This window comes from Mesorhizobium sp. 2RAF45, from assembly GCF_052115225.1.
GTDB classification, from domain to species: Bacteria; Pseudomonadota; Alphaproteobacteria; order Rhizobiales; family Rhizobiaceae; genus Mesorhizobium; species Mesorhizobium jarvisii.
The window spans coordinates 34,411-55,282 of sequence record NZ_JBFRGG010000018.1 but is presented as its reverse complement, the minus strand read 5'-3'; the positions used below and the strand labels follow the sequence as shown (position 1 = coordinate 55,282).

Here is a 20,872-nt window from a genome sequence, read left to right as displayed (position 1 = left end):
CGCATCGCCTTGGCGAAGGTGGACCGTGTCGAGAGAACAAGCGCCCCCTAGTTTATCCTGGTGCCGCTCTGGGTGTCGAACAGATGCACCTTGTGCACCAAGATCTCCAGGTTCACCTCTTGATCAGGTTTGAATGGTGGCTGTTCCCGGATTTCGGCCATCAGGTCGACGCCATCAGCAGTTAGGGTGATTTCCTGGGCTTCCCCGGTTGGCTCGACCACTTGGACCCTCGCCTTTGCGTGACTGCCACCGACAGCGATGTGCTGGGGGCGAATCCCGTAAACCACGCCTTGCCTGTTCCCTATCCCTGCCTCCTTCGGCAGTGGCAGGCGCAGGCCTTGTTCGGCGATGAATGCGCCACTCTCGACGCGGCCCCTGACCAGGTTCATTTCCGGAGATCCTATGAAGCTCGCAACGAACAGATTGGCCGGGTTCTCGTAGAGTTCGGAGGGCGTTCCGATCTGTTCGATGCGGCCTTTGTTCAGCACCACGATGCGGTCGGCGAGCGTCATCGCCTCGGTCTGGTCGTGGGTCACGTAGATGCTGGTGCGGCCGAGCCGCTGGTGAAGCTTCTTGATCTCGGCCCGCATCTTCACGCGCAGCTTGGCGTCGAGATTGCTGAGCGGCTCGTCGAACAGAAAGGCGGAGGGGTCGCGCACGATGGCGCGGCCCATGGCGACGCGCTGGCGCTGGCCGCCGGACAATTGCCGCGGCATGCGGCCAAGCAAATCCTGCAGACCAAGGATTTCGGCCGCCGCCTTCACCCTCGAGACGATCTCTTGCCTGGGAACCTTGGCCAGCCGAAGCGCGAAGCTCATATTGTCGGCCACGCTCATATGCGGATAGAGCGCGTAACTCTGGAAGACCATCGCTATGTCGCGCGACTTGGCGGGCATTTCGTCGACGACGCGTCCGCCGATGCGGATCTCGCCTGTCGTCTGCTCTTCCAGCCCGGCTATCATGCGCAGCAGCGTGGACTTGCCGCAGCCCGACGGACCGACCAGCACCACAAACTCGCCGCTCGCGATTTCGATGTTCACGTCGCGCAGAACTTCCACGGCGCCGAAGCTCTTGCCGAGCTGTTCTATTTCGATTGCAGACATCTGGTTTCCTCCCGTCCGGCACCACTCATTTCTGTTGAGCATGCCGCCATGCGCGGTATTCGGCCTCGCCCTCGGGACTCAGCGGGTAGTATTTCCGCAGGTCTCCTCCTTGCGCCAGGCGCGAGCGCGAAAACTCTTCCCACTCGATATGCGCGCCGGCGAGTTCAACCAATTTTGCCGCAAGGGCGATAGGCACGACGACCACGCCGTCATCGTCGGCGACAATGATGTCGCCAGGGATGACAAGCACGTTAGAGCAGGCGATGGGAACGTTGACGGCAAAGGGGACGATGTTGGTCTGGGCGTGGAAATTCGGCGTGACGTCCCTCACCCAGATGCCGATATCCAATGCCGCCGCCTGGGCCGAATCGCGGATGCAGCCATCGACCACCACGCCGGCCCCGCCGCGCCCGGCGAAATAGGTCAGCATCATCTCACCGAAGATGCCGCTGCCGAGGTCGCCGCGTGCATCGACCACCACCATGTCGCCCGGTTGCGTGGGGTAAAGCACGTGACGGTGCAACTGCCGCTCCGGCTCCTCATACTCGGTCTCGTTGTAGAGATCCTCGCGCTTCGGCATGCACTGGAGCGTGAGAGCAGGTCCCGCCGCCGTGCGGCCAGGTCTCAGAGGATGCGGGCCTCGTATTTGCGGGTCGCGAATGCCCATCTTATGGTAAAGCTCGCTGGCCAGTGTCGCCGAGCCGATCGCCGCAAGCGCGTCGACCAATTCTCTCGGCGGTCGGGAAATGTCTGATATCGCCGGTATCTGGTCAGCTGCCATGCCGTTTCCTCCATTGCACGGTGAGGTGACAACCTCATCGATCGTCATTCAGTTGCGTATCCAACCCGTGGTCGAAGCCATCGAGTTCCTTGTGGCGCATGTCCGCCGTTCAGCCGCGAACCGCGCCGGTTGTGAGGCCCTTGACCAGCAGGCCCTGGGCAAACCAGACGAACACAAGGGTCGGGATGACCATGAGGACGCCGGCAGCCGACATGGCGCCCCAGTCGATGCCGTACTGCGAGACGAAGTTGGTGAGCCCGACCGGCAGCGTCTGCGCGGCCTTGCTCGAGGTCAGCGTCAAGGCGAGCAGCAGGTCGTTCCAGGTGAAGAGGAAGGTGATGACCGCGCTGGCGCCGATGCCAGGTGCAATCAGCGGCGCCACGATCTGGACCAAAGTGCGCACCGTGCCGGCGCCGTCCGACTGGGCTGCCTCCTCGATCTCCTTCGGCACATCCTGGATGAAGCCCAGGAGCAGCCAGATGGCGACAGGCAGTTTGGCCGCCGTATGGCTCAGGATCAGCGCCCAGATGGTGTCGAGCATGCCCAAGGCGGCAAATACGGCAAAGAGCGGTATGGCAAGCGCGATGACCGGGATCATGCGCATGATCAAAAGCAGCCCGAAAATCAGCATGGCGCCAGGCATCCTGAAGCGCGACAGCGCATAGGCGCAAGGAATGGCCAGCAGATGGACCAGGATGACCGTCGCGATCGAGACGATGACGGTGTTCCAGACATAACCCATCGTGTCGTACTCGGCGAAAACCGCCACGTATTGTGTCAGGGTCGCGGTCTCGGGGATAATGTGTACCGGGACGGAGAAGATGTCGGCCGAACTGCGGATCGAGGTCAGGAACAGCCACACAAGCGGAAAGACGGTGAAGGCGACGGTCAAGGCCAGCGCCAGGTATTGACCAGCGGTCCCTGCCGTGAACCGGCGTCGGCGGCGCTTTGGCCTGGCGCGTGCGGTGACGATGGCGGCTTCGCTCATATCGCTCTCCGTTTCGCAATCAGCCACGGCACTCCGTAGAGGAGCCCGAGTACGAACAGCGACATCCCGAGCGCGATGTAGGAGACCGCCGCCGCGTGCCCGAAATCCACCGCCTGAAACGCCAGCAGGTAGGAGTAAACGGTGAGCAGGTTGGTGGCGCCACCCGGCCCGCCCTGCGTCATCAGCCACACGACGTCGAAGGTCCGGAACGTGTCGATGATGCGCAGCATCAGCGCTATCATGATGACCGGGCGCATCAGCGGCAGCACGATGTGCCAGAAGCGCTGCCATGGCGTGGCGCCGTCCACCGTAGCGGCTTCGAGCGGCTCCTGCGGCAAGGACTGCAGGCCGGCGAGGAACAGCAGCACCATCAGCGGCGTGTTCTGCCAGACATCGGCGACAATCACCGAGACAAGAGCCCAGGTGGGGTCGTTGAGCCATGGAATGTCGGGCAGATTGAACATGCGCAACAGCGCGTCGACCAGGCCGTACTGGGTGTTGAACAGCCAGCGGAAATTCAGGCCCACCACGGCGGGCGCGATCATCGGCGGCACCAAAAGCAACGTGCGGGCGAGCCGCATGCCGCGCAATTTGCCGTTGACGAGCACGGCGATCGCCATTCCAGCCACCACCTCGATCGTGATGGAAATGATGCTGAATATGGCCTGATTTCGCAGCGCCTGGTTGAACTGGCGGCCAAAGAGTTCGTCTGTGTAGTTTCCCATCCCGATGAAAGGCGCCGAGCCGCTGAGATCCCAGCGGAAGAAACTCATGATGAACGAGTATCCAAGCGGGTAGATCAGGATGGCCAGCATGACGAGGAGCGCCGGGCTGGCCAGAAGGTATCCTCTCTGCCAGGTGTAGGGCAGCGGCGAACGTCGCCGACGCCCCGGCACCTGATGCTGCGCGACGGGCGGCATCGTCAATCGTAAGCTCCGGCCCGGCGCATGATCTCCTCGGCCTCGGTCGCCGCCTGGTTGAGCGAGTCGGCGGGAGAGGCCTGGTCGGTCAGGGCCTGTTCGATGGCCGAGAACATCAGCGTGCAGACTTTCGAGAAGCCGGCGAGCTTCGGCCATTCCTTGCCGTTGGCTATCGTCGTCTCGAGTTGCTGCAGCCACACGGCCTGAGGCCCCTTAGCCGCTGATATCACTTCCTTGGCGATCGCCTGGCTGCTGGGGAAGTTGGTGAACTGATCGAACTGCAGCCGCTGCGCTTCCGGACCGACCGTATATTTGATGAATTCGACAGCGGCGTCCTTGCGTCCGGATTGCCCGTTGAGCGCCATGGCATGGGAGATGGCGCATGAGATCGCCGCCTTGTCCCTGACATAAGGTGCTGTCGACCATTTGCCGACGACGCGCGAGGTCTCCGGATTGGACAGGGTCGCGAAGGCGCCCGGCCAATCGAAATTGGCATAGACCGTGCCCGAGGAGAATTCGGTCGAATTTTCGTTCCACTGATAGCCGACCGCGTCGGGCGGCACGATTTTGTGCTTCTGGATGAGATCGCGATAGAAGGTCAGGGCCTTGATGCCGGCTTCGGAATTGAAAGCCGGTTTGTTGGCCTGGTCCACCCAATCGCCGCCGGCTTGCCAGAGCAGATCGCTGAAGGTGCGTTGCGCGGGGTCGCCCTGCCCCGGCACGACCAGCCCATAATGGCCATTGCCGGTCAGTTTCAGCCCGACATCGACGAGTTCCTCCCAGGTCTCGGCCGGCTTCAGGCCTTTCTCCTGGTAGATGTCGCTGCGGTAGTACTGGACGCGCGAATCCATGTTGCGCGGAATGGCCGCCAGATTACCTGTCTTGGGATCGCGCAGGTACTTGACCGCAACCGGATAGAATTCCGCCAGTTCGGAATCGCTGAAATAGCTGTTCAGCGGAGCGAAATGGTTGAAGTAGGAATCGATCTGCGCCGTGTGGGTGCTGTAGACGTCGTATTGGCTTGATCGCGCCGCGCTCAGCGTGACCACCTTCGCCGTCAGCGGGGTAAATTCCAACAGGTCGTAGCGAACCTTTACGCCGGTCTTGGCGGTGAAATCCTGAACGATCTTTTCCCAGTATTTGGGATAGAGCGGGCCGCCGGTTATCAGCAGTGCGGTGATCTCGTTCGCGTCTGCCCTGGCAATCCACGGCGCGGCGAGCGAGCCGGCCGTCACTGCCGCACTTGCGGCCAGGAATTTGCGTCTCGATAGGTTTGCGGACATCACAATCTCCTCCTTGGTTTGATTGGTCGGCCCATCCAGGGGTCGGCCGATAACTTTCAACCTTTCTGGCAAGTCCGCGGCGGCTTGCTCCTCCCGCAGCGATACTGCCTGGATTATGTCCCGGACGACGCTTGCGCGCCCGCCGGGCGACTAGGCACGTTTGTCCCAACGCGAAAGCGTAACGATCCTGATCTCGGACGACGGAAAGCCAGGAATGGAACTGTCGGGGACCTCCACCGTTCGATCCTCCCTTCCCGCAGACCGAGTTATGGGCTAGTGAGCATCCATGAGATAAGTTGACTGCATATCTAGCTATCAGCCTATAAGCTTATCAGACAAGTGGATGTTAATGATGGATGCCATGGAGGTCAAGCTTCAAACTTTGCCCAAGCAGGTGGCCGGCGTGCTCGCGCGTCGAATCGCCAGCAGCGGCATCACCGGTGGCCAGGGACCGTCGGAACAGCAGATCCTTCAGGAGTTCGGGGTTTCGCGCGCGGTCGCGCGGGAGGCGCTGAAGATCCTGGCCTCTCTCGACATGATCGAGATCGCGCAAGGACGACGCGTGGTGGTGCGTCCGGCCGAAGAGTGGGACTATCTCAGTCCATTGCTCATCGACTGGCTGCCGCCCGAGCAGAGCCGCGAGATTTTGGCCGAAGCGCATGCGACGCGGATAATCATCGAACCGGCCATCGCCGCGATCGCGGCCAAGCATATGACCAAGGAAAACCTTGAGCGTCTTGGCACCTTGCTGGCGGCGATGTCGGCCAGCGAGGACAATCCGGACGCCTATCTGAAACTGGACCTGGATTTCCACATGGAGATTTGCCGGGCGGCCCAGAACAGGATCCTCGACCGTTTCATGTATTCGTCCCGGTGGTGGCAGATGGCGAGCAGGCGCATCAGCAATCAGATGCCGCATGCGCTGCCCTCGGCAACCGAAATGCACCGGGCAATCTACGAGGCGCTCGTGGCGCGCGATGAAAAGCGAGCGGAAGAAGCAATGCGCCGGCACCTCAAGAAAACCACCGCGGTCGGCTTGCCTCGATGAAGGAGCGGCGCAGCCAGCATTGGCGCTGGCCGCACCGCAGCGTGTCGGGAGGACACGGCTTGATTTGGAGCAATCCGGAAAAGTGAACTAAGCTCTCTTCGCTTGCTGTTCCTGGCGCTGGCGTGCACGGAAACCGAACATGTCGCCCCTGTCCTTGATTTCCGCCCACACCGGCGCGGTAATCCTGTCGATGGCGGCTATGTCCGCGTCGGAAATCGTCCAGCCGGCGCTCTCGACATTTTCCTCCAGCTCCTTGACGGTGCGCGCGCCGACCAGCGGCGAGCTGACGCCCGGCCTGCTGGTCAGCCACTGGATCGCAAGCTGCGGAACCGTCCTGCCATAGCGCGCCGCGATCGGCTTGAGGGCGTCGACGGCGTTCACCGCGCGCTCGTAGGTGCCCGGCTGGAAAAGAACGGTGGTACGACGCTCATCGCCCTCGACGAATTTGGTATCCGCCGACAACAGGCCGGTAAGCAGTCCCTGGGCGAGACCGCTATAAGGCATCACGCCGATATTGTGCTTGCGGCAATAGGGCAGCGTCTCAGCCTCGACCTCGCGCCACAGCATGTTGTAGGGCGGCTGGAGAACATCGATCACGCCATGCTGGCGCGCACTGTCCATGTCGGCGGTGCTGAAATTCGAAACGCCGACCGCCCTGATGCGCCCTGACGAGCGCAGCCGCTCCATCATCTCCATGGTCGGGCCGATCGGAAAATCCGAGTTCGGCCAGTGGACGAAATAGACGTCGACATAGTCCGTCTGCATGCGCTTCAACGAACCGTCGAGTGCCGCCTCAATCGCGGCGGGTTCGAGATGGTTGGGCGCGACTTTGGTCGCGATAACAGCATGGCCCCGGCGGCCGGCCAGCGCCTTGCCGACGACCTCCTCGGCATGGCCATGTCCATAGGCTTCGGCCGTATCGATCAGCGTGATGCCGAGCTCCAGGGCGCGTCTGATCACCCGGATCGATTCCTCATCGTCGGCCGCGCCCCAAAACGCGCCGGACATACCCCAAGTCCCAAGGCCGATCTCCGATACCTTGACCGGCGACGATCCGAGCTGTCGCTGTTGCATCCTGTTCCTCCTGATTGACGGCATGCGTGGGCTATCGCCCTGCTGAAACCTAATTTATACGCTTATATACTCGTCTAACAAGTAGGTTGTTGCGATTTGTGATTCCTGATCGGGAGCCACGAGTTTCTCAAATAACTCAATGGTATTAAATGGTTGATGGGCCATTCACGCAAAATCCCTCAAAGGGGGTTTACGTCTTGTCGCTTCATCTTGTATGCTTATTAGACAAGTTTGGCTTAGATAGAAATCTGCGTCTGTAAGCGCGGCGGCATCACGGGGAGGATTCGATGAAGATCGTGGACATCAAGACGGCGGTGGTCGCGTACCACGGCAAGGCGACCTTGATCCGTATCGATACGGACGCCGGCATCTCCGGCTATGGCGAAGCCAATCCCGACGCAGGTGCGGCCGCAATCGTCGGGCTGATCTCGGAGTTGAAGTCGGAACTCATCGGCCAGGATCCGCGCAATGTCGAATATTGTTGGGACAAGATTCGCCGCGATCATGTTTTTTCCGGCGCCCAGGCCGGCATCTTCCTCATCGCCCTGACCGGGCTAGAAATGGCTTTGTGGGACGTGGCGGCGAAAGCCGCCGGCCAGCCGCTCTACCGCATGTTCGGCGGCAAGTTCCGCGACCGCATAAGGCTCTATGCCGATTGCGGCGACGGCGATGATGAATCGGGATCGCCGCAGGGATGCGCGGCGCGCGCGCGCCGCATGGTGGCGGAAGGCTTCACCGCGCTGAAATTCGACATCGACAATCTGCACCACCCGGCGAAGTTCGACGCGGTGAACCACACCATCAATGGCGCGGAGCTGCGCTCCATGATCGAGCGCGTCGCGGCGGTGCGCGATGCGGTCGGCCCTGACATCGATCTGTGCATCGATCTGCACGCACGCTATGACGTGCTCAGCGCCAGCCGCATAGCGGCCGAGATGGAACGCTTCAATCTTCTGTGGCTGGAAGAGCCGATCCCGGCGGAAAATGTCGAGGCCCTGAAGCAGATCCGCATGCGGACCAAGACGCCGATCTGCGTTGGCGAAAATCTCTATCTGCGCTGGGGCTTTCGGGAACTGCTCCAGAATTACGGCGCCGACGTCATCATGCCCGACGTGCCGAAATGCGGCGGCTTGGCTGAAAGCCGCAAGATCGCGAATCTCGCCGAGATGTACTACGTGCCGTTCGCGCCGCATCTGGTGTCGACGCCGCTGGGCACGATGGCGACATGCCATGTTTGCGCCAGCGTTCCGAATTTCCTGGTGCTGGAATGGCACGCGCTCGAGGAGCGGGAAGCGTGGGACAGTTATATCCGCCTGCCGAACGGCGCCAGGTCGATCGTCGAAGACGGCCACATCGTGGTGCCCGACTTGCCGGGCATCGGCGTCGAGCTCGACATGGACGGTGTCCGCAAACACGCCGTCCCCGGCTTCGGCGTCTTCGAATAGCGGATGACCGGCTTGGCTGACGGGATCCGCCGCACGATCAAATAAATCCTTGGGAGGAAACCATGGGCAAGCGGATCGTCTTCACCGGCGGCAGCGGCAAGATCGGCCGGCATGTCATACCCTATTTGCTGAAACGCGGGCATCAGGTCCTGAACCTCGACTTGACGCCGCTCGATGTGCCGGGCGTCGACACCGTCATCACCAACCTTGCCGACGCCGGCGAAACCTACAATGCGCTGACGCTGCATTTTGGGTTCAAAGAGTATTTCGGCGGAAAGGGCCGCGGCCCGGTCGACGCAGTGGTCCACTTCGCGGCGATCCCGCGGATATTCCTGCGACCGGACAACGCCATGTTCGCCGCCAATGTGCAGTCGACCTACAATGTGATCGAGGCCGCCACCAAGCTCGGCATCCGCAAGATCGTCACCGCTTCCAGCGAAACGGTCTATGGCGTGTGCTTTGCCGAGGGCGAACGCGATTTCACGTCGTTTCCGGTGGATGAGGATTACGACGTCGATCCGACCGACAGCTATGGTCTTTCCAAAGTGTTGGGCGAGAAGATTGCACGCTCTTTCGCCTCCCGTAGCGGAGCCGACATCTATGCACTCAGGATCGGCGGTGTCGTTGAACCGCAGGACTATGCACGCTTCCCGGAATTCCTGGCCGACGCGCCAAAACGGCGGAGAGACGGCTGGACCTATATGGATGCGCGCGATCTCGGCCAGATCGTGGATCTGTGCATCGAGAAGGACGGTTTGGGATTCCAGATCTTCAACGCCGTCAACGACAACATCGTTGCGGACACGCCAACGGCGGAGTTTCTCAAGAAACATGCCCCCGACACGCCAATTACGCGCTCCATGGATGTGTTCGAGGGGCCAATCTCAAATCGAAAAGTGCGCGAGGTCCTAGGGTTCAGGCAAGTACATGATTGGCGAAGCCCGGCGAATTCATGACAGTGCCTGCGCGATTGGAACGGCGATGTCGCGCGCGCATCCACGTTCGACCCAAATCTTGTGAGGAGCTTGGGGAATCATCGCGAGATGCGCAGATTTAATTTGGCGTAGAAGCCTTCGCCTGCGAGCAATGTCCTGTCCGGCTCTGATGAGCGGCAGGATCACGGAATCGACCCAGGCATTCCGCAACGCAGCTGGCGATGCCGAGACGTTCATGATGGCATGGCGTCGGAGATATCGCCGCGCAGAGAACTGACGGGCGGGACCGGTTTTTTCTGATCAACCTCCCCGCGTTTCATCGACGTGACCTGACCCTATGAAGCCATCGCGGGCTCAGACCCGATGAGGGCTTCGCGCCCGCTGCGGTCATTCGCTGGTGAAAAGCGATGACGGACCCTGACCATTCTGGATCCATCCAACGGTAGTCAGCCGCCAGCACGGCAGCCGAATACGACGCGAAGCCGGTGCAGCCGACGCCGCGCTTGACTTGCTCATATGATCCATAATAAATCATACATAATAACTTTTAAAAAGACGGCGCATCTGGGAGCATCTATGAAAATTACGGCCATCAAGGCGCTCGTCTGCAATGCGGAAATGCGCAATTGGGTTTTCGTTCGGGTCGAAACCGATGAGCCCGGCCTGTTTGGCTGGGGCGAGGCAACGCTGGAATGGAAGACGCGTGCCGTCGTTGGCGCGCTTCAGGATCTTGAGGCACTGCTCATCGGGCAGGATCCGCGTAATGTGGAGCAGTGCTACCAGATCCTGACGCGCCACGGTTTCTGGCGTCTCGGCGTCGAGGGAATGTCGGCCGTCAGCGGCATCGAGATCGCGCTCTGGGACATTCTGGGCAAGTCGCTGGGCGTCCCGGTCTGGCGGCTTCTCGGCGGCCAGGTCCGCGATTATCTGCGCACCTATACGCATCTCGGCCTCGGCGACATGAAGGCGGTCTATGAGAGCGGGTCGGCGGACACGATCGTCGAGCGCGGACGCATCGTCACGCAGGCCGGCTACGATGCGGTCAAGGTCGTCTGCATTCCCTACACCCACTATGTCTCGCCGGCGAAGGCGGTCGACTCCGTTGCCAACATGGTTGGCGCGCTGCGCGAGGCCGTCGGTCCCGACATCGACATCATGGTCGACTTTCACGGACGCCCGGCCTCCGTCAACGCGGCGATGGACTATCTCAAGTCGATCGAACCGGCCCGCATCATGTTCGCCGAAGAGCCGGTACCGCCGGAAGATGTCGCCGGCCTGGCGCATATCACCGCGCGATCGGCGATCCCCATCGCATCCGGCGAGCGGCTGATCGGGCGCCGCGAATTCACCCATTCGATTGCGGCGCGCGCCTTCCACATCGCCCAGCCCGATATCTGCCATACTGGCGGCCTGCTCGAGACCAAGAAGATCGCGGCTCTGGCCGAAACCGCCGGCATCGGCCTTGCGCCGCACAACCCGCTCGGCCCGATCGCCGGCGTCGCAGCGCTTCACTTCGGCATATCGACGCCGAACGTTATCATCCAGGAGGAGATGTCGGGCGCGGTTGCCTGGTACGACGATGTCGTCACCTGGCCGATCGATCGCAAACCCGGCCGCTGGGACGTGCCCGATCTGCCGGGCCTTGGCGTCACCGTGAATGAAGAAGTCATTGCGCGCCATCCCTTCAAGCAGGAAGTGCTGCATGCCCGCAACGCCGTCATGCCCGACGGCACCGTGGTTGACTGGTGAGCGCCATGACAGGCAGGCTTCAGGAAAAGATCGCAATCATCACCGGCGCCGGCCAGGGCATCGGCGCCGCCACCGCCCGGGCCTTTGCGATGCAGGGAGCAAAGACCGTGATTGCCGAGCTCAATGCGACAACCGGCAAGGCGGTCGCCGACGAATTGCGTGCCAAGGGCGCCGACGCCATTTTCGTCGAAACCGATGTCACCGACACCGCGGCAGTGGCCGACATGGTGGCGAAGACGATCGCGGCCTATGGCGGTGTCGATGTTCTCGTCAACAATGCCGGCGCCAATGTCTTCCACGAACCTTTGCAGATGCCGGACGAGGAATGGGACCGCTGTCTCAGGCTCGATCTTGAGGCCGCGTGGTTCTGTGCCAAAGCGGTGTTGCCGACGATGCTGGCAAACGGTTCGGGGTCGATCGTCAACATAGCCAGCTGCCACGCCTTCAAGATCATTCCCCACACATTTCCCTATCCGGTCGCCAAGCATGCGCTTGTCGGCCTGACCCGCTCGCTCGCCATCGAATATGCGGCGCGCGGCATCCGCGTGAATGCGATCGCCCCCGGCTACATCGAGACGCCGATCGCGCAAGCCTATTGGAACACGTTTCCCGACCCGGCCGAGGAGAAGCGGCGGGCCTACGACCTTCATCCGCCCAAGCGCATTGGCAGGCCGGACGAAGTTGCAATGACGGCGGTTTTTCTCGCTTCGGACGAAGCGCCGTTCATCAATGCCGAGACGATCACCATCGATGGTGGACGCTCGGTTCTGTACCACGACTGACAACCAAGCAGGGAGGATCCACATGAAAACGACGACAAAGGCTCTGGCAACATTGGCGATACTGGCTGCCGGACTGATGGCTGGCGCAGCAAGCGCCGACGACATCAAGATCGGCTACATCAACAAGATGGGCGAGCATCCATGGTTCGTCGCCGAAGTCGGCGGCGCCAAGAAAGCGGCCGAGGCGGCCGGCGCCACCTTCGTTTCGCAAGACGTCCAGTTCGACTCCAATCTGACGATCACCACCTTCGACACGATGGTCGGTGACGGCGTCAAGGGCATCGCCATCGTCGTTCCCGACAAGGCGCTGGGGCCGGTCATCGCCGAGAAGGCCAAGGCGGCGAAAATCCCCCTGGTGGCGGTCGATGACGATATCTACTATCAGGACGGGACCCAGGTCCCCTATGTCGGCATGAATGCCCACAATATTGGTGCGCGGGTGGGCGAAGAACTGGCCAAGCTCTACAAGGCCGATGGCTGGGCCGGCAAGGAGGTGCGTATCGCCTCGATCGAGGACCGCAAGGCCGACACTTGCATGCAGCGCAACAAGGGTGCCGAGGAAGCATTCCTGAAGGCGGTGCCCGATTTCAAGCCGGCAAATATCCTTCGCGTCCCCTATGACAACACGATGGTCAACGCCATCGACGTCATGACGACCACGTTGACGGCCAATCCCGGCGTCACCAACTGGATCTTCTATTCCTGCAACGATGACGGCGTGCTGGGCGCGGCGCGAGCGCTGGAAAACGCCGGCTATGCCGCGGACCAGGGCATGGGCATCGGCATTGACGGCAGCCGCGCCTGCGAAGCCTTCGGATCAGGAAAGCCTTCGGCATTCCGTGGTACGATGTGGCTCAACTCGGCAAACCATGGCGCGCTGGCGGTGAAGATCCTGCTGGCCTCGATCAAGGACGGAACGAAGCTGCCCGTTCAGTCCTTCACCGACCCGGAATACATCACCGCCGGCAATTTTGCATCGGACTACAAGGCCAAGCTCTGCCACTGAGCCGGACCTGCGTCATGCGCCTCCAAGGCGCATGACGCTCTTCAACTGCTCGGATCGATCCTTGGGAGTGAGCTTTGACGCAATCCGACTTCTTCTCGCTCGATGGCATATCGAAACGCTTCGGCATCGTGCAGGCGCTCGACAACGTTTCGATCGCCTTCCGGCCAGGCGAGGTGCTCGCTTTGGTCGGCGAGAACGGGGCCGGCAAATCGACGATGATGCGCATTCTCGAGGGCGTCTTCGGTCCCGACAGCGGCACCGTGCGGCACGGCGCGAAGCCGATTGTTTTCGGCGAACCGCGCGACAGCCACCGGGCCGGAATACGCGTCATCCATCAGGAGCCGGAGATCGTTCCGAACCTGACGGTGGCCGAGAACATTTTCGTCGGCGAATTGCCGCGCCTGGCAGGCGTCCTGCTCGACTGGCGCAAACTGGAGGAGCAGACCGACCGGGTGCTTGCGACCTTCGGCATGCAGCACGACATGCGGCCACGCCAACTCTGCGGCACGCTCGGCCCGGCGCAACGCCAGATGATCGAGATCATGCGCGCCATCCGTGCCGGCGGCCGGCTGATCGCCTTCGATGAGCCGACCTCGTCACTGACCGATGATGAAGCGCGTCGCCTGTTTTCCGTCATCCGCCGGCTGCGCGAGGAAGGCACATCGATCATCTACATCTCGCACCGGCTGAACGAGATCATCGATCTTGCCGACCGCATTGTCGTTTTGCGCGACGGCAGGCTGGTCGACGATTCGCCGGCGGCCGGCGCCAGCGAGCAGACCATCGCCAAGCTCATGGTCGGCCGCAACATCGACGATCTGTTCACCCGCGAGACCTGGCGGTCCGGGGAACAATTGCTGGATGTGGCCGGATTGACCACAGACCGCGTCAGCGATGTCAGCCTCAGGGTTCGTCGCGGCGAAGTGCTCGGCATCGCCGGCCTTATGGGTGCGGGCCGCTCCGAATTGGCAAAGGCGATTGTCGGCTATGACCGGCGCATCGCCGGCACCATAGCCATGAACGGCGTGCCCGTTCTCCCCAACAGTCCGCATGCGGCAATCGTCGCGGGCATCGGTTTTGCTCCCGAAGACCGCAAGCACGAGGCGTTGCTCCTGTTCCGAAGCATTCTCGACAACGCAGCACTTTGCGTGCCTGACAAGACGTCGAGCTTCGGCTTCTTCAACCGCCGCAAGGCGCTGGAGATTGTCTCGCCGCTGGCAGCCAAGATGTCGATCAAGGCACCCAACCTCGACGAGCAGGTTTCGAAACTGTCGGGCGGCAATCAGCAGAAGGTCGTTCTGGCGCGCTGGCTTGCCCGGCAGCCGATGCTGCTCATCCTCGACGAACCGACGCGCGGCATCGATATCGGCGCCAAGGCGGAAATCTATCGGCTGATCGATGAACTCGCGGCAAGCGGCATTGGTATCATCCTGATTTCCTCGGAAATGCCGGAACTGATCGGTCTCGCCGACAGGGTTCTTGTCATGGCAGGCGGCCACATCACGGCAGAACTTGCCCGCCCCGACGTCGACGAAGCGACGATCCTCAAACACGCCATGCCGCAATCCGCACTAGCGCCTGGAGACCACATTCAATGAACAGCCTCGAGCTTCGCGCATCGAAAGCGCAGACCGACGCCAGGGGCGCTTCCGCGCGCGTCGTCGAGCGCCTCGGCGTTCACAACATCAGCCTTCTGGTGGCGCTTGCCATTCTCATCATCATCTTCGGCTCGCTGCGCGGCGACGTGTTCTTCTCCAGCCGAAACCTGCTCAACATCGGCCTTGGCGTCACCATTCTCGGCGTGCTGGCGATGAGCCAGACCGTGGTCATCGTCGCCGGCGGTCTCGATATCGCCGTCGGCGCCACGGTCGGTCTGACCACAGTCTCGACGGCAATGGCCATCCAGGCGACCGGGTCGCCGGCGGCCGGCATCGTTGCCGGCCTGGTGCTTGGTGGCCTTGCCGGTCTCGTCAACGGCATCATCATCACCTACGGGCGCGTCAACGCGGTCATTGCCACGCTCGGCACCATGGCGATCTTTCGCGGCATCGCCTTCATCATGTCCGACGGCCAGTCGATCGCCATCTTCAGCGACACGTTCCGGTTCATCGGCATTGGACGCATCCTCGGCCTACCGTTGCTGGTCTGGATTCTGGTGCTGACCGCGATCGCATTCCACCTCTTCCTCGCGCGTTCGATCGTCGGCCGCAACATCTATGCGCTCGGCGGCAATCCCGTTGTCGCCCGCTTCTCCGGCATCAACATCAACCGCTACCGCGTCGGCATCTACATCATGAGTGGTGTTGCCGCCGGATTGGCCGGGATCCTGCTGGCTGCCCGTACCGGTTCGGGTCAGCCCGTATCCGGATCCCAGGGCCTGGAACTCGAGGCAATCACGGCGGCCGTGCTGGGTGGCTGTGCCTTGCAGGGCGGCAAGGGCACGATTGTCGGCGCGCTGCTCGGCGTCGCCATCATTGGCGTGCTCAACAATGGAATGATACTGACGTCCGTGCCAACCTTCTATCAATTGCTTGCAAAAGGCTCACTGCTGATCCTTGCTGTGGTCATTGCCGAGTACCACTTGAACAGGACATGACGATGGACGCGGCGACCGCTGCAATCGATCAAGGCAAGCAGGACCTTCCTGCCGGGGATGGCGCCAATCTGTCCCTGAAGGATCGCATCGCGCGCGATCTCGGACAGCGCATTCTCGCCGGCACCTACGCGCAGCACGTGGTCCTGCCGACGGAAGCTGAACTGTGCGTCATATACGGCGCCAGCCGCACGGCGCTTCGCGATGCGCTGCTGACACTTTCGGCCAAGGGACTGATCGAGGCGCGCAAGCGGGCTGGCACGCGTGTGCGCGCGTCGAGCGAATGGAACAGGCTTGACGCGCAGGTTCTCGAATGGATGCGCGATATCGAGCCTGATCTCGATTTCGTCCGCGGCCTGATCGAGGCGAGGCTGGTCATCGAGCCGGCTGCCGCCCAGCTTGCGGCCAGGATGGCGACCGCGGGCGATCTCGCGGTGATCGAAGCCGCCTATGAGGCCATGCGCATTGCGCCGGAGGACGACCTCGCGGCCTGTCTCGATGCCGATGTCCGCTTTCATACCGCTATCCTGCGCGCCAGCCGCAACCCGGTTTTCGCCAATCTCGGCAATATGCTGGCAGCCGCACTCAGCTTCTCTTTCCGACTGACCACATCGGCCACGGCCAATTATCAGCAGACGCTCAGCGCCCATGGCGATGTGCTGGAAGCAATCCGCATGCGTAGGGTCGACGACGCTCACGACCAGATGAAAGCGCTGATCGGCATCGCCTCGAACGACCTTCTCGCTGTCGCTCGCAAAGGCCGCCACCAACAGCCGGTCCCTACTGCCAGTCCGCTTCGTCCTTGAAGCGAAAGACCGGAGCGATCGGACCGAAGGCTTCTTCCTGTGCGAGCCGCATCGGCGCCTGCATTCCGCTCAGCACGGTTCACGGCGTCGCCGACAAGCTCCGCCACCTTCGCCACGGCTTTCGCGTTGATGAGCGGCCCCTGCACCACCTCCGGCGCGGCGCCGTCACCGACTTTCAGACCAGCAACCTGCTCGGTCAGCTTTGCCACGAAGGCAGCGTGGATGCCGTCCTGCACATAGATGCGGTTGGTGCAGACGCAGGTCTGGCCGGAATTGCGGAATTTCGAGGCAACGGCGCCGGCGACGGCGAGATCGAGATCGGCGTCGTCGAAGACGATGAACGGCGCATTGCCGCCGAGTTCCAGCGACAGCTTCTTCAGCGTATCGGCGCACTGCCGCATCAGGAGCTTGCCGACGGCTGTCGAGCCGGTGAAGGAGAGTTTTCGGATCACCGGATGCTCGCAGAGCAGCCGCCCGATGCCGGCGGCGTCCTTCGACGGCACGATGTTGAGCACGCCGGCCGGAATGCCGGCCTGCCGGGCAAGCTCGGCGATTGCGAGCGCCGTCAGCGGCGTTTCCTCCGAGGGTTTGACGACCATGGTGCAGCCCGCGGCGAGTGCCGCCGCCGCCTTGCGGGTGATCATCGCCAGCGGGAAGTTCCAGGGCGTGATGGCGGCGCAGACGCCGATCGGCTGTTTCAACACGATGAAACGCCGGTCGCGACCGGCCGACGGGATGACGTCGCCATAGACGCGCTTGGCTTCTTCCGAGAACCAATCGACGAAGGAGTCTAGAATCCGGCACGACCACTCGCCGAGCAGTCTACATTCTGGCCGTATAAACTGCGGATGCGCAGGCGAGGTGCCTTGTGGGCTACCCGCTGCTCAACCCAGCGAGCCTGAGGTAAAGGTCTGTCTGACGGGCTGGCGGTTAGCCGCCGCCGCCCATGGTCACGGACATAAAAGCCCGGAAGGCGGCCGCCGCCGGGCCGATTGGTCTATCACGCGACCAGGCCAAGCCGACATCCATACTGGGGATCGGTTCGACAAGCCGGCGCACTTCGATGCGCTGCCCCTCCAACGACCATGGTCGGTAGACCATGTCGGACAGAACAGTGACTCCCATGCCGGCAGCCACGAGCGAACGCACGGCCTCGACTGAACTGGTGGTAAGCACTGGGCGGAGCGTAAGCCCCGCGGCATCCCAGTAACGGGCTGCCGTCGTGCGTGCCTCGTCCACCGTCAGCATGACATAATCTTCCGCCGCCACATCGGCGAGGCTGATTTCCTGCCGCGCGAGCAGATGATGATCCGCCGAGAGCCAGAGCCGGCGGTTCGACCGCATCAAGACCTCCTGCGCCAGTTCCTCGGTGTGCGCCAGGTTGGACACCAGCATCACAGCCATGTCGATCTCCCCGCTCATCAAGCCGCTTTCGAGAGCGTCTCGAGGAAGTTCCAGCACCTCGACCTCGATCTGGGGGTAGGTCTTTCGAAACCGCGTGTAGTGGCGCGACATGTAGTAGCCGACGACCGTGTAGGTCATGCCCAGCCGCAGCTTACCCTCCAGACCCTTCCTGTCGCGCAACGGGCTTCGGACAGCGGCTGCGACTGCCCCGGTGATGACACGCGCATGTTCAAGAAACCGCGCGCCCTCCATCGTCAACCTTACGCCAGCGTGGTTACGCTCCAAAAGCCGTACGCCCAGATCAGCCTCCAGCGTCTTTATCGCCGCAGTGACCGCCGATTGTGAGATGTTGAGTTCCACCGCAGCATGACTGACCTGTCCGCTCTCGGCGGTGGCGATGAAATAATCGAGCTGTTTCAAGGTGATGGTCATGGCGCACTCCGACCCAGAACCATTATCTGTTTTTTTGATATCACAATCAATAAACTACTATTTCACAAATGCCCGCGCATGCGCAAAAAATGCTGCAACGCCGCAAAGACGGCAGCTTCGAGGGGTAACAATGCGATGGCGGTGACGCTAAACTGCGACATGGGCGAAAGCTTTGGCCTTTACAAGGTTGGCGACGATGTGGGCATGATGCCGATCATCGACGTTGCCAATGTCGCCTGTGGTTTTCACGCTTCCGATCCGGATCACATGCACGCAGCCGTCCGCGGCGCCAAGGCGAATGGCGTAAAGATCGGCGCCCATCCAGGCTTGCCGGACATTCAGGGTTTCGGCCGGCGGGAGATGCGGATGACCCGCGACGAGGTCAGGAACGCCATCATTTACCAAGTGGGAGCGCTTGCCGGCTTCCTCAAGGCAGAGGGTGTGGAACTCAACCATATCAAGCCGCATGGCAGCCTCTACTTCATGGCCATGCAGCAGGAGGCAATTGCCCATGGCGTATGCGACGCGGCAGAGGTTTTCGGCGTCCCCCTCTTCGGCATGACGGGCACCCTGCACGAGAAGATCTATCAACAGCGCGGCATCCCATTCGTCGCCGAGTTCTATGCCGATCTCGACTACGATGCCTCCGGCAAGCTGATCCTGACACGCGTTCATGACGCCAAGGACCCCACGGAGATGGCCGAGCGTTGCGTGCGCGCCATCAGCGAGGGCGAGGGCACGGCACAGGACGGCAGTTTCTTTCCCGTGCGCTGCGAAACCATCTGCGTGCATTCCGATACGCCGAACGCCATCGAAATAGCCAGGGCCGTGCGCGCCGCAATTGCCCCTTGGCATTGAGCCAACCGAAACCGCCGCACAGGCGGTTTCAAATCAGTCTGTCTGCAGTTTTCCGGAGCTTTTCATGGCCCAGATTCTATCGCCTCTTCCCGGCACTTTCTATCGGAGCGCTTCGCCGGACCAGCCGCCCTATAAGGCGGATGGCGACGCGGTCTCCGCCGGAGACGTAATCGGTCTCATCGAAGTGATGAAGTCGTTCCACGAAGTGAGGGCCGAGACGGCCGGTAAGAACATCCGCTTCCTTGCCGACAATGAAGAGCCCATCATGGCTGGCGCGCCTATTGCGGATCTCGACTGATGCTGAAAAAGCTTCTGGTTGCCAACCGGGGCGAGATCGCGGTCAGGATCATCCGGGCCGCACAAGATCTGGGCATCGCCACTGTGGCGGTGTATTCGGCCGCGGATGCCGGGGCGCTCCACGTCGAGCTTGCGGACGAAGCGGTCAACATCGGCCCACCGGCAGCAAAGAAGTCCTATCTCAACATCGAAGCAATTTTGACGGCTGCCCGCGAAACCGGCTGCGACAGCGTTCATCCTGGCTATGGCTTCCTTGCCGAGAATGCCGCCTTTTCAGATGCGGTCACAGGCGCCGGACTGGTTTTCGTCGGCCCGTCGGGGGATGCGATCCGGATGATGGGCGACAAGGTCTCGGCGCGATCAGCCGCCGCCGCCGCGGGTGTCCCTGTGGTGCCAGGCTCGGCTGGACGGGTCGAGGGCGTCGAGGCTGGCCGCGAGGTGCTGGCCGAAACCGGCTTTCCGGTGATGATCAAGGCTGCGGCAGGCGGTGGCGGGCGGGGCATCCGCATTGCGAACTCGTTCGCCGAATTCGAGCAAGCCTTTCCTCAGGCCGAAGCAGAAGCCCTCGCCGCCTTTGGCGACGGTGGTCTCTACATGGAAAAGGTGATCGGCAAGGCCCGCCATGTCGAGGTGCAGATCCTGGCAGACGGAAGCGATGCCATCCACTGCTACGAGCGGGAATGCTCGCTGCAGCGGCGACGCCAGAAGGTCTGGGAGGAGGCTCCGTCGCGCGCACTTTCCGACGGGCTGCGCGAGGAGCTCTGCGCTTCCGCGGTCGCTTTGGCTAAGGCGGTCAAGTACTCTGGTGCGGGTACGGTAGAGTATCTTTATGACGATGAAGCAGACCGCTTTTACTTCATCGAGATGAACACCCGTATTCAGGTCGAGCACCCGGTCACCGAGGCGATTACCGGCATAGACCTCGTGGCTGAGATGCTTCGCATAGCCGGCGGCGAGAAGCTGCGGATTCGGCAGGGCGATGTCTCCGTCAAGGGGCATGCGATCGAAGTACGGCTCAATGCCGAAGATCCGGCGAAGGAGTTCGCTCCATTCCCCGGGCAGGTGGCCGAGCTTCGCGTTCCCGGCGGTCCGGGCGTACGCTTCGACTCGATGCTCTACCAAGGCTATCAGGTGCCGCCCTTCTATGACTCGCTGCTTGCCAAGCTGATCGTCCATGCAGAGACGCGCGAGGCGGCGATAGTGCGGTTGATCCGCGCGCTTAACGAGTTGAAGATCGGCGGGCTCAAGACCACCAAGCCGCTGTTTCTTGCGCTGGCCGCCGATCCGGCGGTGCGGGCGGGAGACGTGCATACCCGCTGGCTGGAAGGCTGGCTCATCGAAAACGCCGCAGCATCGGCGGGCTAAGGA

Annotated in this window: 19 protein-coding genes and 1 pseudogene; 12 read left to right on the top strand and 8 right to left on the bottom strand. The window is 62.0% G+C overall.

Annotated features, from left to right (window positions below; genetic code table 11):
- Positions 1–47 precede the first annotated feature (47 nt).
- The 5 genes from AB4Z43_RS30140 to AB4Z43_RS30120 form a co-directional block, all read right to left on the bottom strand.
- On the bottom strand, positions 48–1,103 hold the full coding sequence (locus AB4Z43_RS30140) for an ABC transporter ATP-binding protein (protein ID WP_038644764.1): 1,056 nt from the start codon (positions 1,101–1,103) through the stop codon (positions 48–50).
- Between the two features lie 25 nt (positions 1,104–1,128).
- Entirely contained in the window at positions 1,129–1,884 is a 756-nt protein-coding gene (locus tag AB4Z43_RS30135; RefSeq protein WP_027047205.1) for a dimethylmenaquinone methyltransferase, read from the bottom strand.
- 109 nt (positions 1,885–1,993) lie between these two features.
- On the bottom strand, positions 1,994–2,872 hold the full coding sequence (locus tag AB4Z43_RS30130) for a carbohydrate ABC transporter permease (RefSeq protein WP_441940404.1): 879 nt from the start codon (positions 2,870–2,872) through the stop codon (positions 1,994–1,996).
- A complete protein-coding gene (locus AB4Z43_RS30125; RefSeq protein WP_051726728.1) occupies positions 2,869–3,792 on the bottom strand; it encodes a carbohydrate ABC transporter permease in 924 nt (307 codons plus the stop codon). Before AB4Z43_RS30125 ends, AB4Z43_RS30130 begins: the two co-directional genes overlap by 4 nt.
- Before the next feature lie 2 nt (positions 3,793–3,794).
- Positions 3,795–5,075 carry an ABC transporter substrate-binding protein gene (locus AB4Z43_RS30120; protein ID WP_069091367.1) on the bottom strand — a complete coding sequence of 427 codons (1,281 nt, stop codon included), beginning with the start codon at positions 5,073–5,075 and terminating at the stop codon, positions 3,795–3,797.
- 352 nt (positions 5,076–5,427) lie between these two features.
- On the opposite strand from AB4Z43_RS30120, the gene AB4Z43_RS30115 reads away from it, so the two are divergent.
- Positions 5,428–6,123, top strand: a complete 696-nt coding sequence (locus AB4Z43_RS30115; protein ID WP_210184877.1) for a FadR/GntR family transcriptional regulator — start codon at positions 5,428–5,430, stop codon at positions 6,121–6,123.
- A gap of 87 nt (positions 6,124–6,210) precedes the next feature.
- Here AB4Z43_RS30115 and AB4Z43_RS30110 read toward each other — a convergent pair whose 3' ends face one another.
- A complete protein-coding gene (locus AB4Z43_RS30110) occupies positions 6,211–7,197 on the bottom strand; it encodes an aldo/keto reductase (protein WP_441940401.1) in 987 nt (328 codons plus the stop codon).
- 287 nt (positions 7,198–7,484) lie between these two features.
- Here AB4Z43_RS30110 and AB4Z43_RS30105 point away from each other — a divergent pair, with 287 nt between their 5' ends.
- The 8 genes from AB4Z43_RS30105 (at position 7,485) to AB4Z43_RS30070 (ending at position 16,513) form a co-directional block, all read left to right on the top strand.
- Positions 7,485–8,642, top strand: coding sequence for a mandelate racemase/muconate lactonizing enzyme family protein (locus AB4Z43_RS30105; protein ID WP_064986301.1), 1,158 nt, complete (start codon positions 7,485–7,487; stop codon positions 8,640–8,642).
- 62 nt (positions 8,643–8,704) lie between these two features.
- The gene (locus tag AB4Z43_RS30100; protein ID WP_064986299.1) at positions 8,705–9,598 is read left to right on the top strand and encodes an NAD-dependent epimerase/dehydratase family protein; all 894 of its coding nucleotides are present in this window, start codon (positions 8,705–8,707) and stop codon (positions 9,596–9,598) included.
- 555 nt (positions 9,599–10,153) lie between these two features.
- The gene (gene dgoD / locus AB4Z43_RS30095; RefSeq protein ID WP_038644758.1) at positions 10,154–11,326 is read left to right on the top strand and encodes a galactonate dehydratase; all 1,173 of its coding nucleotides are present in this window, start codon (positions 10,154–10,156) and stop codon (positions 11,324–11,326) included.
- Positions 11,327–11,331: 5 nt separating this feature from the next.
- Positions 11,332–12,108 (top strand): SDR family oxidoreductase, encoded by a 777-nt coding sequence (locus AB4Z43_RS30090; RefSeq protein ID WP_441940398.1) that lies wholly within the window; start codon positions 11,332–11,334, stop codon positions 12,106–12,108.
- Between the two features lie 22 nt (positions 12,109–12,130).
- Positions 12,131–13,114 carry a substrate-binding domain-containing protein gene (locus AB4Z43_RS30085; RefSeq protein WP_019860184.1) on the top strand — a complete coding sequence of 328 codons (984 nt, stop codon included), beginning with the start codon at positions 12,131–12,133 and terminating at the stop codon, positions 13,112–13,114.
- 74 nt (positions 13,115–13,188) lie between these two features.
- Positions 13,189–14,712 carry a sugar ABC transporter ATP-binding protein gene (locus AB4Z43_RS30080; protein WP_441940396.1) on the top strand — a complete coding sequence of 508 codons (1,524 nt, stop codon included), beginning with the start codon at positions 13,189–13,191 and terminating at the stop codon, positions 14,710–14,712.
- Positions 14,709–15,710 carry an ABC transporter permease gene (locus tag AB4Z43_RS30075; protein WP_064986293.1) on the top strand — a complete coding sequence of 334 codons (1,002 nt, stop codon included), beginning with the start codon at positions 14,709–14,711 and terminating at the stop codon, positions 15,708–15,710. Before AB4Z43_RS30080 ends, AB4Z43_RS30075 begins: the two co-directional genes overlap by 4 nt.
- Positions 15,711–15,712: 2 nt before the next feature.
- The gene (locus AB4Z43_RS30070; RefSeq protein ID WP_244748270.1) at positions 15,713–16,513 is read left to right on the top strand and encodes a FadR/GntR family transcriptional regulator; all 801 of its coding nucleotides are present in this window, start codon (positions 15,713–15,715) and stop codon (positions 16,511–16,513) included.
- Here AB4Z43_RS30070 and AB4Z43_RS30065 read toward each other — a convergent pair.
- Positions 16,488–17,301 (bottom strand): annotated as a pseudogene (locus AB4Z43_RS30065) (aldehyde dehydrogenase family protein); the annotation flags it as partial. The gene AB4Z43_RS30070 and the pseudogene AB4Z43_RS30065 overlap by 26 nt on opposite strands.
- Before the next feature lie 142 nt (positions 17,302–17,443).
- Positions 17,444–18,349 carry a LysR family transcriptional regulator gene (locus tag AB4Z43_RS30060; RefSeq protein ID WP_019860191.1) on the bottom strand — a complete coding sequence of 302 codons (906 nt, stop codon included), beginning with the start codon at positions 18,347–18,349 and terminating at the stop codon, positions 17,444–17,446.
- 135 nt (positions 18,350–18,484) lie between these two features.
- Here AB4Z43_RS30060 and pxpA point away from each other — a divergent pair, with 135 nt between their 5' ends.
- The 3 genes from pxpA (at position 18,485) to AB4Z43_RS30045 (ending at position 20,869) form a co-directional block, all read left to right on the top strand.
- The gene (pxpA, locus tag AB4Z43_RS30055) at positions 18,485–19,207 is read left to right on the top strand and encodes a 5-oxoprolinase subunit PxpA (RefSeq protein ID WP_441940444.1); all 723 of its coding nucleotides are present in this window, start codon (positions 18,485–18,487) and stop codon (positions 19,205–19,207) included.
- 64 nt (positions 19,208–19,271) lie between these two features.
- Positions 19,272–19,505: an acetyl-CoA carboxylase gene (locus AB4Z43_RS30050; RefSeq protein WP_019860193.1), complete on the top strand. Its 234-nt coding sequence runs from the start codon at positions 19,272–19,274 to the stop codon at positions 19,503–19,505.
- Positions 19,505–20,869: an acetyl-CoA carboxylase biotin carboxylase subunit gene (locus tag AB4Z43_RS30045; RefSeq protein ID WP_441940393.1), complete on the top strand. Its 1,365-nt coding sequence runs from the start codon at positions 19,505–19,507 to the stop codon at positions 20,867–20,869. Before AB4Z43_RS30050 ends, AB4Z43_RS30045 begins: the two co-directional genes overlap by 1 nt.
- The last annotated feature ends 3 nt before the right edge of the window (positions 20,870–20,872 follow it).